The following is a 14,422-nucleotide window of genomic DNA, read 5'->3' as shown; positions in this document are numbered from 1 at the left end:
GGGAAGGGTGATGCTATGGATATGCAAGCTGCGGCTGTGCGATCTGACGAGATTCTTGACGCGGTGCTTCAGGAGATTCGCCCAGAGCTGCGATGGACTCACGGATTCACTTCGGTCGGAATGTGCGATGTGACGCGAAGGCGTGTCGTCATGACCGAAATCTCTGCCGAGCGAAGGGGGAACTTCCTCGGTGTCGTCGACCGGTTCTGGCGTAAGAGTGGGTATCGCATGACCACGGTGAACAACAGTGTGGAGTTCCCCGCTATCTATGCACGCACCGCCGACGGGTTCCGCGTCAGTCTTCGCATTGGCGGCAAGGGGCAAGCGTTCTTCCAGGTCGATACGCCATGTGTTCGTGAGTCCGAAGTGGCGGACTCCACCAGCAAGGCGACGGCACCCCTGTACGAAGGCATGGAGTTCATCCCCCGCCCCAACATCCACTCCGACTTCTGGTCGGCGGAGCCCCCCGGTGCGGCGGCGGCCAGCAGGTCGTGATCGGGTCAAGGTGGCTCAACTCGGTGGGCTCGTAAGGATTTTGAGCCCGCCATTGGGTCCTGGGGCCCATGTCGTGTCCCCTGCCCGTGTGGTCGCATACGCGGAGTGACTGACCTGTCGCCCGTTCCGCCCACTCACGAGGTAGGGGACTGCTCTTGTCCGGCATACGAAGAAGCGCGGTTCCTGTCGGCGTCGATGTAAGCGCTGCCGTGGCGGGCTCGGGCGGGAGGTTGATGCCCCGGCCGTTGCAGGCGGTCCTGATCCTCCTTCACGTTCTCTTCGTCGCCACCCTGGTGGGCGCGATCCGGGCTCTCTCGACGGCGTCCTCGGTGGACGCCGTCGACGGGTACCTCCTCGGGCTGCTGCTCTACGCGTCGTTACCCGGTGTCGGCGCCTTCGTGCTGTCGCTGTACGTCCGTCATGGCGGTGTCCGGGTCTGGTACGGGCTCCTCGCCGTGCAGGCCTGGATCGTCCTCGGCGCCCTCGCCGAGCTGAGCGGCGGGTCCGGGGTCCAAGGTGTCGCGCGCCTGGTGATACCGGGGGCCGTCATCGTGCTGCTGTGCCGGCCGGAGAGCCGCCGATGGTTCCGGAGTGAGCTGGAGCAGCGGGCCGAGCAACGGCTGTTCAGCTTCGCCCGGATGATGAAGCTGCGCCGCGACGGCGGGCAGACCGCGTTGGAGTACCTGGGCCTCGTCCTGGTGGTGGTCGCTCTCGTCGGCGGGCTGATGGCCACCGGAACCGGCAGGCAGCTCACCGCGGAGATCCGTAGCGCGATCTGCGAACTGACCGGCAGTTCGTGCCCGGCGCCGGGGCATGACCTCGTGGCCGGTGGCGGGAGCGCCGACGGCAGCGGTAGTGGCGGTAGTAGTGGGAGCGGTAGCGCCGGCGGTAGTGGTGGCGGTGATGCCTCTGGTGTCGGAGACGGTGGCGGTGAGTCCAGCCTCACCGGTGGTACCGGCAGCACCGGTACCAGCGGTGACACCGGTACCAGCGGTGACACCGGAGGGGCCGCGACCACCGGTACCACCGGGTCCACCGGCGGTACGTCCGGGTCCACCGGCAGTACCTCCGGAAGCGGCGGCTCCGACGGCGCCCCCGGCGACACCACCCGCCCCCAGGGCAACACCTCATCCCCGTCCCCCCAAGGCGGCGACACCTTCCCCCCGGGCGACGTCATCGTGCCGGTCAACGCGGGTAGACCCGCGGGGCCCAACGGCGGCGGGTTCCTCGGTGGGTTTCTCGGGGACGGGCTGGGGGGTGACGTCCAAGGGGTCGTCGACGCCGTTCTGCGGCCGGGCGACAGTGGGCGGCGCATCGTCGACCAGTGGGGGCGCGACACCCGTGGCGCGGGGGAGAAGTGGGCGCGGGGCGACTACATCGGTGCGGCCTGGGACTGGAACAAGGCCGTCGGCGGTGCCGGCGCCGGGCTGGCGATACCCGGGTCCGGGACGCGGGTCGACGCCGAGGTGCGGGACGCCGAGCGCGCGCACCTGAGCGAGCGGATCCCGCAGAACGCCTCGCCCGCCGAGCGCAAGGCCTGGTGGGACGGGCTCTCGCCGGAGGAGCGGGAGCGGTACATCGAGCTGGTCCCGGAGCGGATCGGCAACCTCGACGGCATCCCGGTCCTCGCGCGCGACGCCGCCAACCGCCGTAATCTTCCGGCGCTGATCGACAAGCTGGAGGGGGTCGACACCGACAAGGCCCGCGACCAGCTGGCCGGACTGCGGGAGATCGAGCGGCAGTTGAACGAGAACGGGAAGCCGCCCATGTATCTCATCGGGATCGGGGACGAGGGCAACGGGAGGGCCATCGTCTCCTTCGGGAATCCGGACGCGTCCCAGCATGTGTCGGCCTACGTGCCGGGGCTCAACACCTCGCTCGACGAGGAGTTCGCCAAGAACGACCTCGGGCGGGCCCGGGACACCGCGATCGGGGCGCAGGGGTACGACGAGTCCACGGCGTCCATCGTCTGGCTCGGGTACGACGCGCCGCAGCTGCCGGACAAGGACGGGGTGGCGGGCTACTTCGCCGTCATGGGCACGGGGCGCGCCGAGAAGGGCGGGGAGGCCTACCGCGGCTTCATGGACGGCATCTCCGTCACCAACCAGAACAAGGATCCGCACCTCACGGCCATCGGGCACTCCTACGGTTCCCGCACCGTGGGCGCCGCGGCGGCCAAGCCCGGCGGGATTCCCGGGGTCGACGACATCATCCTGGTCGGCAGTCCGGGGGTCGGCGTCGACCACGCCGTGGACCTCGGCGTCGGCAGCGAGCATGTCTTCGTGGGGGCCGCCGCCAATGACCCGGTGACCAAGCTGCCCTCCAAGACCCAGGTCGTGGTGGGCGGGATCGGGCTGGCCCTGGGAGGGCCGGGCGGGGCGTATCTCGCCGGTGATCTGGCCGATCCGGGTGACGACGACCTGTGGTTCGGGAAGGATCCGGCGAGCAAGGCGTTCGGGGCCCGGCGCTTCCCGGTGGCCGACGGTCCTCCGCTCGTCAGCGGCAGCGGCATCAGCCTGGACTCGCACTCGAACTACTTCAGTCCGGAACGCGACGCCGTGTCCGCGGACAGCATCGCCCTGATCGTGTCGGGCAACGCCGACCGGCTCAAGATGGAGGAACCGAAGTGAGGCGAGCGAAGCGGGCCCTGCCCCTCGTCGCGGTGGTCCTGGCCGTGGGGGTCGCGGTGTCCGGGTGCGGCAGCGAGAGCGGGACGGGCGGCAGCGGGGAAGAGAGCGGGAAGGAGAGCCGGATGGATATGCAGGAGGCCGCCGAGCGGTCCGACGCGATGCTGGACGCCGTCCTGAAGGGCATCGACCCCGATGTGCAGTGGGCCCACGGGCCGACCACCACCCGGTCCTGCGGGGTGACCCGTCGGCGGGTCGTCATGACCGTCGTCTCCGCCGACCGCCGGCAGACCTTCCTGGACCGGGCGGAGACGTTCTGGCGGAAGAACGACTACCGGATCAAGGCGGTCAACAAGGACGAGAAGTTCCCGGCGGTCTACGCGGTCACGAAGAAGGGTTTCGGTGTCAGCGTCTCGTTCCGCGGGAAGGGGCAGGCCTTCTTCGAGGCCGACAGCCCGTGCGTGAAGGAGTCGAAGGTCGCCGACCCGACCGCCGAGCCGAACGGGCCCGCGTACAAGGACGTCTATCCGCTGCCCCGGCCCAACGTCCGCTCCGACTTCTGGTCGGGGAAGGGCGGTCAGGACGGCTGAGGCCGCGTCAGGGCTGTGAGTGGTGAGCCGTCGGCGCCCCCGTGTGCTTCGGGTGCGCCGGTGGTGTGCCGCGGATGACTCGTACACACCGTCGAAAACACCTCTGAAGCGCGCCCCGATGGGGGATGGTTGAGGGGTGCGGAAATTCTGGGTGTTCGGTGGCATCGGCGTCGGCATGGTCATGTGTTTCCTGGCCCTGCTCGTCGTCGGTACGTACTCGGCCGCCGCCGGGCTCGCCGGGCCGGGGGGCGGCGGTGCCGTCGCGCTGGCCAAGGGGGCGGTCCCGGCGCGCTTCCAGCCGCTGGTGCAGAAGTGGGGCAACCTCTGTCCCGCCATCAACCCGGCTCTGCTGGCCGCGCAGTTGTACCAGGAGAGCGGCTGGAACCCGAGCGCGCAGAGCCCTGCCGCCGCGCAGGGCATCGCCCAGTTCATCCCCGGCACCTGGGCCACGCACGGCATCGACGGCAACGGCGACGGCAAGCGGGACGTGTGGGACCCCGCCGACGCGATCCCCTCGGCCGCCTCGTACGACTGCGAGCTCGCCGGGTATGTGAAGAAGGTCCCGGGCGATCCGACGAGCAACATGCTCGCCGCGTACAACGCCGGCGCCTACGCCGTCATCAAGTACGGCGGTGTGCCGCCCTATAAAGAGACGCAGAACTACGTCAAGATCATCCGCTCGCTGGAGAAGAGCTTCGCCCGGCCGGTCGGCCGGGTCGCGCCCTCCCAGCAGGCCGCCGGGGCCATCTACTTCGCCCAGAAGAAGCTCGGCACGCCGTATCTGTGGGGCGGCAACGGTACGCCCGAGCAGCAGGGGCGGTTCGACTGTTCCGGGCTGACCCAGGCCGCGTACCGGACGGTGGGCATCGAGCTGCCGCGCGTTGCCAACGACCAGTACAACGCGGGGCCGCATCCCTCGCGGGACGAGCTGCTCCCGGGGGATCTGGTGTTCTTCTCCGACGACCTGACCAACTCGCGCGCGATCCGGCACGTCGGGTTGTACGTCGGCGGCGGCTATATGATCAATGCGCCGTTCACCGGGGCGGTCATCCGGTTCGACAAGATCGATACGCCGGACTACTTCGGTGCGACACGGGTCACCAAGGACGGCGCCGCGGCCCTGCCGACGGATCTGCCCACGGGGTGACGGATGTCTCCCGCGCGGGGCTTCCGGAGCGGTGGCGGGTGCTGACGGGCAGTCGGCCGCGGTCGGAACTCTCCGTGAAGCCTGGGCCCTGAGCTGCGACGACCCATCACTCTTCGATAACGTCATGGTGATCATTCGGTGGAGAGCGGAACGCACACGACGGCCGGGCCGTTCCCTGGACGGGGTACGGGAACGGCATGCGCACTGACCACGCGTCGCAGAAGGCAGTACCGCGGTGAGGCAGTACCGCAGTGAGGCGGTACGCGGCACGGCGATGCGATGCGGTGCGGTGCAGTACGGAAACGGATCGCACCGACACGGGGGTTCGACCAGGGCGGCGGGCAAGGACGCGCGTCGCGGCAGATGAAGCAGACAAGGCAAGGGGCCGCAGCAGATGGCTGGACTCGAACTCGACGGGTCGAACCCGGACGTCAGTCTGCTCTACGACATCAACGGGCTCGCGAAGGCCGCTCCGACCTGGTTCGACCGGGTCATGGAGTTCGTCGGCGAGTACGGGATCATGTTCGGCCTGGTCCTGGTGGGACTGTGGTGCTGGTGGAGCATGCGCAAGCGCGGGACGGCCGAGGACTCGGTGACGGCTGCCGCCGCCATCGTCTGGGCGCCGCTCGCCGCCGCCATCGCGATCCTCATCAACGTCCCGATCCGGGGCTTCGTGGAGCGGCCGCGTCCGTTCAACGACCACGACGGCCTTGAGGTCCTGATCCACGGCAAGACGGACTTCTCGTTCGTCAGCGACCACTCCACGCTGGCGATGGGCATCGCCGTCGGCATCTTCGTGGCGAACCGGAAGTTCGGCTTCGTCGCGATCGGCCTCGCGCTCTTCGCCGGGTTCAGCCGGGTCTACATGGGCGTCCACTATCCGACCGATGTGATCGGCGGGTTCGCCCTCGGCACGGCCGTCGCCCTGCTGCTGGCCCCGCTCGCCATGGCGCTGCTGACCCCGCTGATGGCGGCGATCGCCCGCTCACCGCGCGTCGGCTGGTTCGTCCGGTCGAAGAACGCGGACGTCGTGGCCGCGGACGAGCAGGGCGGGGCGCGGGGCATTCCCGAGCCGCGGCCCGGCACCGGGCGGGGCGACCCGGGCGAGAAGGACCTCGCCGCCTGACGCCCCCGGACTTCCGGGCCACCCGGACCGCCCGCCCCCTGTACAGCGCGAACCCCCAGGTGCTTCCGGCGCCCGGGGGTTCTTGCTGTACAGGGGGCGGGCGTGGGTCAGGGGGTGGCGAGGTGCTCGGCGGCGTCGGTACGGGCCCGGTCCCGGGATCTGCGGGCCGGTCCCCACCAGCCGCAGGTGCAGCGGGCCAGGCAGAACGAGCCGCGTTCGATCGTCGTGGCGCTGTGCCCGGCCGGCGGGCCGGGAGGGGGAGCCTCCGGCATCGGTTCCGGGAGGGCGGGGGAGGTCCGGACGGGGGTGCGCGGGGCGGCGGTGGTGCGGGCCGCGGCGGGGGGATCCTCATGCACCCGTCCACGGTACTGGCCGCGGCGCCCCGGTGGCGTGACGGGGGGCGGCGGCGGTCGTTATGCGAGGCGGGTGAGGGCTCGGCCGGGCGGTAGTCGTTGGGGGTTGGCAGGCGATGGTGGTGCAGCAGTACAGGGACGGAGGCGGGGCCCGCGCTGCCCGCGCCCTCGCCGTGGCCGGGGTGATCGCGGTCACCGCCGGGTGCGTGGGCGGGGAGGCGGACAGCGGCTCCGGCGACGGTTCCGGGCAGCGCTCCGTGGCCGCCGGCCGCCCGCTCGACGCGCTCGGACAGGCGGCGGACGTCCTGGTCGAGGCGGGCGGCGCGGAGACCCGTACGTCGATGGAGACGGCGGCCGGCGGGACACGGGTGACGATCCGGGGGCAGGGCACGTACGACTTCCGTACGCAGATGGGGCGGCTCAAGGTGGTGCTGCCCCAGGACGCGGCGGGCAAGGACGCGGCGGGCGCGGACGACCACCGGCCGATCACCGAGCTGCTGGCCCCCGGGGCGCTGTACATGAAGAACCGCGGCGCCGGGGTGCCCGACGACAAATGGGTCAGGATCGACACGACCACGCTGAAGGACGGCAACCTCCTCACCGGCGGGGTCACCGACCCGATGGCCGCCGCCGAACTGCTGCGCGGGGCCGACGACGTGACGTACGCGGGCACGTCCGAGCTGGCCGGGGTGACGGTGCATCACTACCGGGGGGTCGCGGACCTCGGCCGGGCGGCCCGGGCCGCGTCACCGCAGTCGCGCGGGGCGCTGAGCGCGGCGGCGAAAGGGTTCAGCAAGGACGCCGTGCCGTTCGACGCCTACCTCGACGAGGAGGGGCGGCTGCGGAAGGTCCGGCACCGGTTCACCTTCTCCGCCGACTCCCGGGCCCCGGAGGTGTCGGTGGTCTCGACGCTGCTGCTGTACGGGTTCGGGCTGCCGGTCACGGTGACGCTGCCGGACGAGGACGCCATCTACACCGGCGAGATCCGGCAGGGCTGAGGGTGCCGGGGCGGCGGCCGGCCGTGACCCCCGGGTAAGGGGCGCCCGCCGGGACGGGCCGGGCGGTGGGGCCGGTTGGGAGGGGGCTCAAATGGTCCGTCCGTGCCATGCGCGGCAGGTGTCGCGCTCCCTAGGCTGGGGAGTCGGTGTGCCGGAGGCCGGCGACGGCCGGGAGACGGCGGAGAGAGGTGACGCAGGTGGTGACGCTCAGTGCTCCGAACGCACAGGACTCTGTGGCTCTCGCCGAGATCGAGCTCTGCGGCGAGCTGATGATCGCCGCATCGGCCGCGGGTGAGGAACGCCTCAGCCCCGACCGTATCGACGAAGTGCTCGACGTCCGGGGCGCGGAGTCCTGGGCGACGGTCCCCCGACAGGCCGCTCGCCGGGGGTGAAACCCGTGCGCCCGCCCGTACCGCCGCCGCCCACGGGGCCGCGCCCTCAGGTACGGAGCAGGCGGGCGATGGCCTTCGTGGCCTCCTCGACCTTCGCGTCGATCTCCTCGCCGCCCTTGACGGCCGCGTCGGCGACGCAGTGGCGCAGGTGCTCCTCCAGCAGCTGGAGGGCGAAGGACTGCAGCGCCTTGGTGGACGCCGACACCTGGGTGAGTATGTCGATGCAGTAGACGTCCTCGTCCACCATGCGCTGGAGGCCGCGGATCTGGCCCTCGATCCGGCGCAGCCGTTTGAGGTGCTCGTCCTTCTGGTGGTGGTAACCGTGGATGCCGCGGTCGTGGTCGGTGACGATCTCCACCGGGGCCGCCGCCTCCGTGCCGGGGGCCGCCACGCCCGCCGATTCCGCTCCTGTGGTCCCGGTCGTGGTCATCCGCGTCCTCCCGCTGTCCTCGATGTGCCCGGTGATGTGCCCTGTGCAACGCCGCACTGTGCGGTTCTTATACCCCTGCCGGGTATATCGTAACGAATCCTGCCGAAACGTGACCGGGGGTCCGTGCTGATCGCCTTGTCCGATGGGCGACACTGAAGAACGCCGGTTAGCCGTGGCCGGATGATGCGCCTAGCATCAGCCTGACCGAATCCAAAGCATCCCGAGGACCCCACGTGCGCTTTCGTCTGACCCCCAGGGAGACGAGCTTCTACGACATGTTCTCCGCGTCTGCGGACAACATTGTCACGGGCTCGAAACTCCTGATGGAACTGCTCGGGGCGGATTCTGCCTCCCGAGTCGAGATCGCGGAGCGTATGCGGGCAGCGGAGCACGCGGGGGACGATGCCACCCACGCGATCTTCCACCAGCTGAACTCCTCCTTCATCACGCCGTTCGACCGCGAGGACATCTACAACCTGGCGTCCTCGCTCGACGACATCATGGACTTCATGGAGGAGGCCGTCGACCTGGTCGTCCTCTACCAGGTCCAGGAGCTCCCCAAGGGCGTCGAGCAGCAGATCGAGGTGCTGGCCCGGGCGGCGGAACTGACCGCCGAGGCCATGCCGGGGCTGCGGACCATGGACAACCTCACCGAGTACTGGATCGAGGTCAACCGTCTGGAGAACCAGGCCGACCAGATCCACCGCAAGCTGCTGGCCCACCTCTTCAACGGCAAGTACGACGCCATGGAGGTGCTCAAGCTCAAGCAGATCGTGGATGTGCTGGAAGAGGCGGCTGACGCGTTCGAGCACGTCGCGAACACCGTGGAGACCATCGCGGTCAAGGAGTCCTGAACCTCGTGGACACCTTTGCGCTGATCGTGACCATCGGCGTCGCGCTCGGCTTCACGTATACGAACGGCTTCCACGACTCGGCGAACGCCATCGCCACCTCGGTCTCCACCCGGGCGCTGACCCCGCGTGCGGCTCTGGCGATGGCGGCGGTGATGAACCTCGCCGGCGCCTTCCTGGGCCAGGGGGTCGCCAAGACCGTCAGCGAAGGCCTCATCGCCACCCCCGTGGGGCAGAAGGGGATGGGGATCCTGTTCGCGGCGCTGGTCGGCGCGATCATCTGGAACCTCATCACCTGGTACTACGGCCTCCCGTCCTCGTCCTCGCACGCCCTGTTCGGCGGCATGGTCGGGGCGGCGCTGGCCGGCGGGACGGACGTCATCTGGTCCGGCGTGCTGGAGAAGATCGTCATCCCGATGTTCCTCTCGCCGTTCGTCGGCCTGATCGTCGGCTATCTGGTGATGGTCGGCATCATGTGGATGTTCCGGAACGCCAACCCGCACAAGGCCAAGCGCGGCTTCCGGATCGCGCAGACGGTCTCGGCGGCGGGCATGGCGCTCGGCCACGGCCTCCAGGACGCGCAGAAGACGATGGGCATCGTGGTGATGGCCCTGGTCATCGCCGATGTCGAGGGCCCCAACGACGAGATCCCGGTCTGGGTCAAGATCGCCTGTGCCGTGATGCTCTCGCTGGGTACGTACGCGGGTGGCTGGCGCATCATGCGGACCCTCGGCCGCAAGATCATCGAGCTGGACCCGCCGCAGGGCTTCGCGGCGGAGACGACCGGCGCCTCGATCATGTTCGGGTCGGCGTTCCTGTTCCACGCCCCGATCTCGACGACGCATGTCATCACCTCCGCGATCATGGGCGTCGGCGCCACCAAGCGGGTGAACGCGGTGCGCTGGGGCGTCGCGAAGAACATCATCCTGGGCTGGTTCATCACCATGCCGGCCGCGGCGCTGGTCGCCGCGCTGAGCTACGGAGCGGTTCTGCTGCTCTTCGGCTGAGCCCGGGCCGAGCGGAAGCCCGGTCGGTTGGTTACACGTGTGGGTCCGCCCCCGTTCTCGGTACGAGAACGGGGGCGGACCCTTTCGCCTTGTGGTGGCACCGCCATGCAGCACCGCAAGGCCGTATCGGGGGCGTGGAGCCGGGCGGCTCAGCCGAAGCGGCCGGAGATGTAGTCCTCCGTGGCCTGGACCGACGGGTTGGAGAAGATCCGCTCCGTCTCGTCTATCTCGATGAGCCGGCCGGGCTTGCCGACCGCCGCGAGGTTGAAGAACGCGGTGCGGTCCGAGACGCGGGCCGCCTGCTGCATGTTGTGCGTCACGATGACGATCGTGAAGCGCTCCTTCAGCTCGCCGATCAGGTCCTCGATGGCGAGGGTCGAGATCGGGTCCAGCGCCGAGCACGGCTCGTCCATCAGCAGCACGTCCGGCTCGACCGCGATGGCGCGGGCGATGCACAGGCGCTGCTGCTGTCCGCCGGAGAGGCCGGAGCCGGGCTTGTTCAGCCGGTCCTTGACCTCGTTCCAGAGGTTCGCGCCGCGCAGGGACTTCTCCACGACGTCGTTCAGCTCGCTCTTGCGGTAGCTGCCGTTGAGCCGCAGGCCCGCCGCCACGTTGTCGAAGATCGACATGGTGGGGAAGGGGTTGGGGCGCTGGAAGACCATGCCGACCGTGCGGCGCACGGTGACCGGGTCGACGTTGGAGGCGTAGAGGTTCTCGTCGTCCAGCAGCACCTTGCCCTCGACGCGGCCGCCGGGGGTGACCTCGTGCATCCGGTTCAGGGTGCGCAGGAAGGTGGACTTGCCGCAGCCGGACGGGCCGATGAAGGCGGTCACGGAGCGGGGCTCCACGGTCATCGAGATGTCCTCGATGGCCTTGTGGCTGCCGTAGTAGGCGGTGAGGCCGCTGATGTCGATGCGCTTGGCCATGGAAATCACTGCTTCTTTCGGGAGGTCGCTGATGGCCGCGTCAGCGACCGGTCTTCGGGGCCTTCCAGCGGGCGATGCCGCGGGCCACGAGGTTGAGGATCATGACGAAGGCGATCAGTACCAGGGCTGCCGCCCAGGCGCGGTCGTACGAGGCGGCCTCGCCGATCTTGTACTGCTCGTAGATGTAGAAGGGCAGCGAGGACTGGGCGCCTTCGAAGGGGTTCGTGTTGATCAGCTGGCTGCCGAAGACCAGCAGGATGATCGGCGCGGTCTCACCGGCGATCCGGGCGATGGCGAGCATGACGCCGGTGGTGATGCCGCCGATCGCGGTGGGCAGGACCACCTTCAGGATCGTGCGCCACTTCGGGATGCCGAGGGCGAGGGAGGCCTCGCGGAGCTCGTTGGGCACGAGCTTGAGCATCTCCTCGGTGGAGCGGACCACCACGGGGACCATCAGGATGGTCAGGGCCAGCGCGCCCATCAGACCGGACGGCTCCAGCTCCGCGATCAGCATGATCGACAGGATGAAGAGACCGGCCACGATGGACGGGATGCCGGTCATCACGTCGACGAAGAACGTGACGGCCTTGGCCAGCGAGCCCTTGCCGTACTCGACGAGGTACACGGCGGTCAGCAGACCGATCGGGGCGGAGACCACCGTGGCGATGCCGACCTGCTCCAGGGTGCCGATCAGCGCGTGGTAGACGCCGCCGGTGGCCTCGGAGCCGAGCACTCCGGCCATCGAGTGGGTGAGGAAGTAGCCGTCCAGCCGCTCGGAGCCGCGGACGATCGTCGTCCACAGCAGGGAGGCCAGCGGGACGACGGCGATCAGGAAGCAGACCCACATCACGCTGGTGGCGAGGCGGTCCCTGGCCTGCCGCTGGTTCTCGACGACCGTCGTGGCGACGTACGAGATGATCAGGAAGAACAGGGCGGAGAGCAGGCCCCACTGGATGCGGCTGTGCCAGCCGGCGGCCAGCGGGATGCCGATGCCGAGCGCGATCGAGACGGCGGCGAAGCCGAGCGGCGCGAGGCGGGGCAGGGAGCGGCTGCCGAGGCTGCTCTTCGGGGTGGGCGACGAGGGCGTCGGGCGCTCGATGACGCCGGTGGGTGCGTGGCTCATGCGTTGGCCCCCGAGTACTCCTTGCGGCGGGCGATGATGAGCCGGGCCGCGCCGTTGACCAGCAGGGTGAGGACGAAGAGGACGAGGCCGGAGGCGATCAGGGCGTCCCGCCCGAACGCGTCGGCCTCGCCGAACTTGGCCGCGATGTTCTGGGCGAACGTCCCGCCGCCCGGGTTGAGCAGGTGCAGCGAGATGAGGAAGTTCGGGGAGAGGACCGTGGCGACGGCCATCGTCTCGCCGAGCGCGCGGCCGAGGCCGAGCATCGAGGCGGAGATGATGCCGGAGCGGCCGAAGGGCAGCACCGAGAGGCGGATGACCTCCCAGCGGGTGGCGCCCAGCGCGAGCGCCGCTTCCTCGTTCATCTTCGGGACCTGGAGGAAGACCTCGCGGCTGACGCTGGTCACGATCGGCAGGATCATGATCGCGAGCAGGATGCCGACGGTGAAGAGCGAGCGGGCGACGCCGACCTCGGTCTTCTCGAAGATGTACGTCCATCCGAAGAACTGGTCGAGCCAGAGGTTCAGGCCCTCCAGATACGGCACCAGGACGAGGGCGCCCCAGATGCCGTAGACGATGCTCGGTACGGCGGCCAGCAGGTCCACCACGTACGCGATGGGGGCGGCCAGCTTGCGCGGCGCGTAGTGCGAGATGAACAGGGCGATGCCGACAGCGATCGGAACCGCGATGATCATCGCGATGATCGAGCTGACGACGGTGCCGAAGAGCAGGACCGCGATGCCGAAGACCGGCGGGTCACCGGCCGGGTTCCAGTCGAAGGTGGTGAGGAAGTTGCCCTCGTCCTTCGAGATGGCGATGACGGAGCGGTAGCTGAGGAACACGGCGATCGACGCCATGATCACGAGCAGCAGGATGCCCGAGCCGCGGGAGAGGCCCAGGAAGATCTTGTCGCCCAGGCGCCCGGTGGGCCGGGAGCCGGGCCGCGGGACCGGCGGCGCCGGTGGCGTGTCTATCGGTGTGGTGGAAGCCATGGTCTTTCCGGTCTGTGTGGGGGAGCGGTGCGCTCCCCTGGCGGCGGTGCACCGGATGGAGAGAGGGGCGGGTTACGCCGGTGGGGCGGCCGGGTCCGGGTGGACCCGGCCGCCCCGTGGGTGTTACGAGAGGGAGCCGATGGTCTCGCGGACCTTGGAGTTGATCTCGGCCGGGATCGGGGCGTAGCCGGCGTCGGTCAGGATCTTCTGGCCGTCGTCGGAGGCGGCGTAGGAGAGGAAGGACTTGACCGTGTCGAGCGTCTCGGGCTTGTTGCCGCTGTCGCAGACGACCTCGTACGTGACCAGGACCAGCGGGTAGGCGCCCTCGGCCTTGGTGGTGTAGTCGAGGTCGAGCGCCAGGTCCTTGCCGGTGCCCTTGATCTTGGCGGCGGCGATGGCCTTGGAGGCGTTCTCCGAGGTGGCCTGGACCGGGGCGGAGCCGCCGGTGTTGATGTCCACCGTGGGGATCTGCTGGGACTTGGCGTAGGAGAGCTCGAAGTAGCCGATCGAACCGTCGACGGCCTTGACCTGGGAGGCGACGCCGGAGGAGCCGGAGGCGGCCTGGCCACCGGGGGCCGGCCACTTCTTCTCGGCCTCGTACTTCCAGTCCTCCGGAGCCGCGGCGGAGAGGTACTTGCCGAGGTTCTGCGTGGTGCCGGAGTCCTCGGAGCGGTGGAAGGGCTGGATCGCCTTGTCCGGGAGGTCGACGCCGTCGTTCAGCTTGGCGATCGCCGGGTCGTTCCACTTCTTGATCTTCGTGTCGAAGATCTTGGCGAGGGTCGGGGCGTCCAGCGTGAGCTTGTCGACACCCTCCAGCTTGAAGCCGATCGCGACCGGGCCGCCGACCATCGGGAGGTTGATGCCCTGGCCGGTCTTGCACATCTTCTTGGAGTCGGCGACCTCTTCGGGCTTCAGCGCCGAGTCGGAACCGGCGAAGCCGACGGTGCCCTGGTTGAAGGCGACGATGCCCTCGCCGGAGGAGGAGGAGTTGTAGTTGATCTCCACACCGGAGCAGGCGGCCATGTAGTTCTTGACCCAGAGGTCCATGGCGTTCTTCTGAGCGCTGGAGCCGGAGGCGCGCAGCTGGCCCTTGGCCTTGCCGCAGTCGACGTCCGACGCCGCGGTCGTCTTCTCGCCGGCGCCGGCGGTGCCGCCGCCCGTGTTGTCGTCCGAACCGCACGCCGTGAGGACCAGGGCGCCGGAGACGGCGAGGGCACCGAGCGCGGTGGCACGAAGCCGGTTCTTGCGCTGAAGCTTCACTTTCGGGTGTTCCTTCCAGGAGCCGCCGTGGTCAGTTCGTTCTACGACGGCGTGCGATGAGGAGGGGTGCTGTGGCTTGCCGCCGCGCACCTTGTACGTCCGAAATTA

15 protein-coding genes are annotated in these 14,422 nt (G+C 69.5%); 9 read left to right on the top strand and 6 right to left on the bottom strand.

What is annotated here, in order from left to right:
- Positions 1-15: 15 nt before the first annotated feature.
- From ACSMXR_RS16865 to ACSMXR_RS16845, 5 genes are all read left to right on the top strand, one after another.
- Positions 16-495, top strand: coding sequence for a hypothetical protein (locus tag ACSMXR_RS16865; protein ID WP_473172237.1), 480 nt, complete (start codon positions 16-18; stop codon positions 493-495).
- Positions 496-728: 233 nt separating this feature from the next.
- The gene (locus ACSMXR_RS16860; protein WP_473172236.1) at positions 729-3,125 is read left to right on the top strand and encodes an alpha/beta hydrolase; all 2,397 of its coding nucleotides are present in this window, start codon (positions 729-731) and stop codon (positions 3,123-3,125) included.
- Complete coding sequence (locus ACSMXR_RS16855; RefSeq protein ID WP_473172235.1) at positions 3,122-3,712, top strand: hypothetical protein; 591 nt, start codon at positions 3,122-3,124, stop codon at positions 3,710-3,712. The genes ACSMXR_RS16860 and ACSMXR_RS16855 overlap by 4 nt, the downstream gene beginning before the upstream one ends.
- A 151-nt stretch (positions 3,713-3,863) precedes the next feature.
- Positions 3,864-4,859: a C40 family peptidase gene (locus tag ACSMXR_RS16850; protein WP_381797354.1), complete on the top strand. Its 996-nt coding sequence runs from the start codon at positions 3,864-3,866 to the stop codon at positions 4,857-4,859.
- Positions 4,860-5,253: 394 nt separating this feature from the next.
- Complete coding sequence (locus ACSMXR_RS16845) at positions 5,254-5,985, top strand: phosphatase PAP2 family protein (protein WP_218525819.1); 732 nt, start codon at positions 5,254-5,256, stop codon at positions 5,983-5,985.
- A 107-nt stretch (positions 5,986-6,092) separates the two neighbouring features.
- Here ACSMXR_RS16845 and ACSMXR_RS16840 read toward each other — a convergent pair whose 3' ends face one another.
- Entirely contained in the window at positions 6,093-6,341 is a 249-nt protein-coding gene (locus ACSMXR_RS16840; RefSeq protein WP_359148051.1) for a hypothetical protein, read from the bottom strand.
- 113 nt (positions 6,342-6,454) lie between these two features.
- Here ACSMXR_RS16840 and ACSMXR_RS16835 point away from each other — a divergent pair, with 113 nt between their 5' ends.
- On the top strand, positions 6,455-7,336 hold the full coding sequence (locus ACSMXR_RS16835; protein WP_137235551.1) for an SCO4651 family lipoprotein: 882 nt from the start codon (positions 6,455-6,457) through the stop codon (positions 7,334-7,336).
- Positions 7,337-7,524: 188 nt separating this feature from the next.
- Positions 7,525-7,728, top strand: a complete 204-nt coding sequence (locus ACSMXR_RS16830; protein ID WP_030088763.1) for a hypothetical protein — start codon at positions 7,525-7,527, stop codon at positions 7,726-7,728.
- A gap of 46 nt (positions 7,729-7,774) precedes the next feature.
- On the opposite strand, the gene ACSMXR_RS16825 is transcribed toward ACSMXR_RS16830, so the two are convergent.
- Positions 7,775-8,158 (bottom strand): metal-sensitive transcriptional regulator, encoded by a 384-nt coding sequence (locus ACSMXR_RS16825; protein WP_030088765.1) that lies wholly within the window; start codon positions 8,156-8,158, stop codon positions 7,775-7,777.
- A 233-nt stretch (positions 8,159-8,391) separates the two neighbouring features.
- Here ACSMXR_RS16825 and ACSMXR_RS16820 point away from each other — a divergent pair, with 233 nt between their 5' ends.
- On the top strand, positions 8,392-9,012 hold the full coding sequence (locus ACSMXR_RS16820) for a DUF47 domain-containing protein (protein ID WP_003968094.1): 621 nt from the start codon (positions 8,392-8,394) through the stop codon (positions 9,010-9,012).
- Between the two features lie 5 nt (positions 9,013-9,017).
- Positions 9,018-10,016 carry an inorganic phosphate transporter gene (locus ACSMXR_RS16815; protein WP_030625556.1) on the top strand — a complete coding sequence of 333 codons (999 nt, stop codon included), beginning with the start codon at positions 9,018-9,020 and terminating at the stop codon, positions 10,014-10,016.
- Between the two features lie 149 nt (positions 10,017-10,165).
- On the opposite strand, the gene pstB is transcribed toward ACSMXR_RS16815, so the two are convergent.
- The 4 genes from pstB to pstS form a co-directional block, all read right to left on the bottom strand.
- A complete protein-coding gene (pstB, locus tag ACSMXR_RS16810) occupies positions 10,166-10,942 on the bottom strand; it encodes a phosphate ABC transporter ATP-binding protein PstB (RefSeq protein WP_137235552.1) in 777 nt (258 codons plus the stop codon).
- A gap of 40 nt (positions 10,943-10,982) precedes the next feature.
- Complete coding sequence (pstA, locus tag ACSMXR_RS16805) at positions 10,983-12,065, bottom strand: phosphate ABC transporter permease PstA (protein ID WP_137235553.1); 1,083 nt, start codon at positions 12,063-12,065, stop codon at positions 10,983-10,985.
- Positions 12,062-13,054, bottom strand: coding sequence for a phosphate ABC transporter permease subunit PstC (pstC, locus tag ACSMXR_RS16800; RefSeq protein ID WP_137235554.1), 993 nt, complete (start codon positions 13,052-13,054; stop codon positions 12,062-12,064). Before pstC ends, pstA begins: the two co-directional genes overlap by 4 nt.
- Positions 13,055-13,177: 123 nt before the next feature.
- Positions 13,178-14,314, bottom strand: a complete 1,137-nt coding sequence (gene pstS / locus ACSMXR_RS16795; RefSeq protein WP_473172234.1) for a phosphate ABC transporter substrate-binding protein PstS — start codon at positions 14,312-14,314, stop codon at positions 13,178-13,180.
- Between the last annotated feature and the right edge of the window lie 108 nt (positions 14,315-14,422).

The sequence above is a fragment of the Streptomyces sp. DSM 106670 genome, assembly GCF_055792845.1.
This window is presented reverse-complemented; position numbering and strand designations above follow the sequence as displayed.

Bases quoted from the DNA above. Each gene is read 5' to 3' on its own strand.
- ACSMXR_RS16865 (WP_473172237.1), top strand. From the start codon at position 16: ATGGATATGCAAGCTGCGGCTGTGCGATCTGACGAGATTCTTGACGCG.
- ACSMXR_RS16860 (WP_473172236.1), top strand. From the start codon at position 729: ATGCCCCGGCCGTTGCAGGCGGTCCTGATCCTCCTTCACGTTCTCTTC.
- ACSMXR_RS16845 (WP_218525819.1), top strand. From the start codon at position 5,254: ATGGCTGGACTCGAACTCGACGGGTCGAACCCGGACGTCAGTCTGCTC.
- ACSMXR_RS16835 (WP_137235551.1), top strand. From the start codon at position 6,455: ATGGTGGTGCAGCAGTACAGGGACGGAGGCGGGGCCCGCGCTGCCCGC.
- ACSMXR_RS16825 (WP_030088765.1), bottom strand. From the start codon at position 8,158: ATGACCACGACCGGGACCACAGGAGCGGAATCGGCGGGCGTGGCGGCC.
- pstB (WP_137235552.1), bottom strand. From the start codon at position 10,942: ATGGCCAAGCGCATCGACATCAGCGGCCTCACCGCCTACTACGGCAGC.
- pstA (WP_137235553.1), bottom strand. From the start codon at position 12,065: ATGAGCCACGCACCCACCGGCGTCATCGAGCGCCCGACGCCCTCGTCG.
- pstC (WP_137235554.1), bottom strand. From the start codon at position 13,054: ATGGCTTCCACCACACCGATAGACACGCCACCGGCGCCGCCGGTCCCG.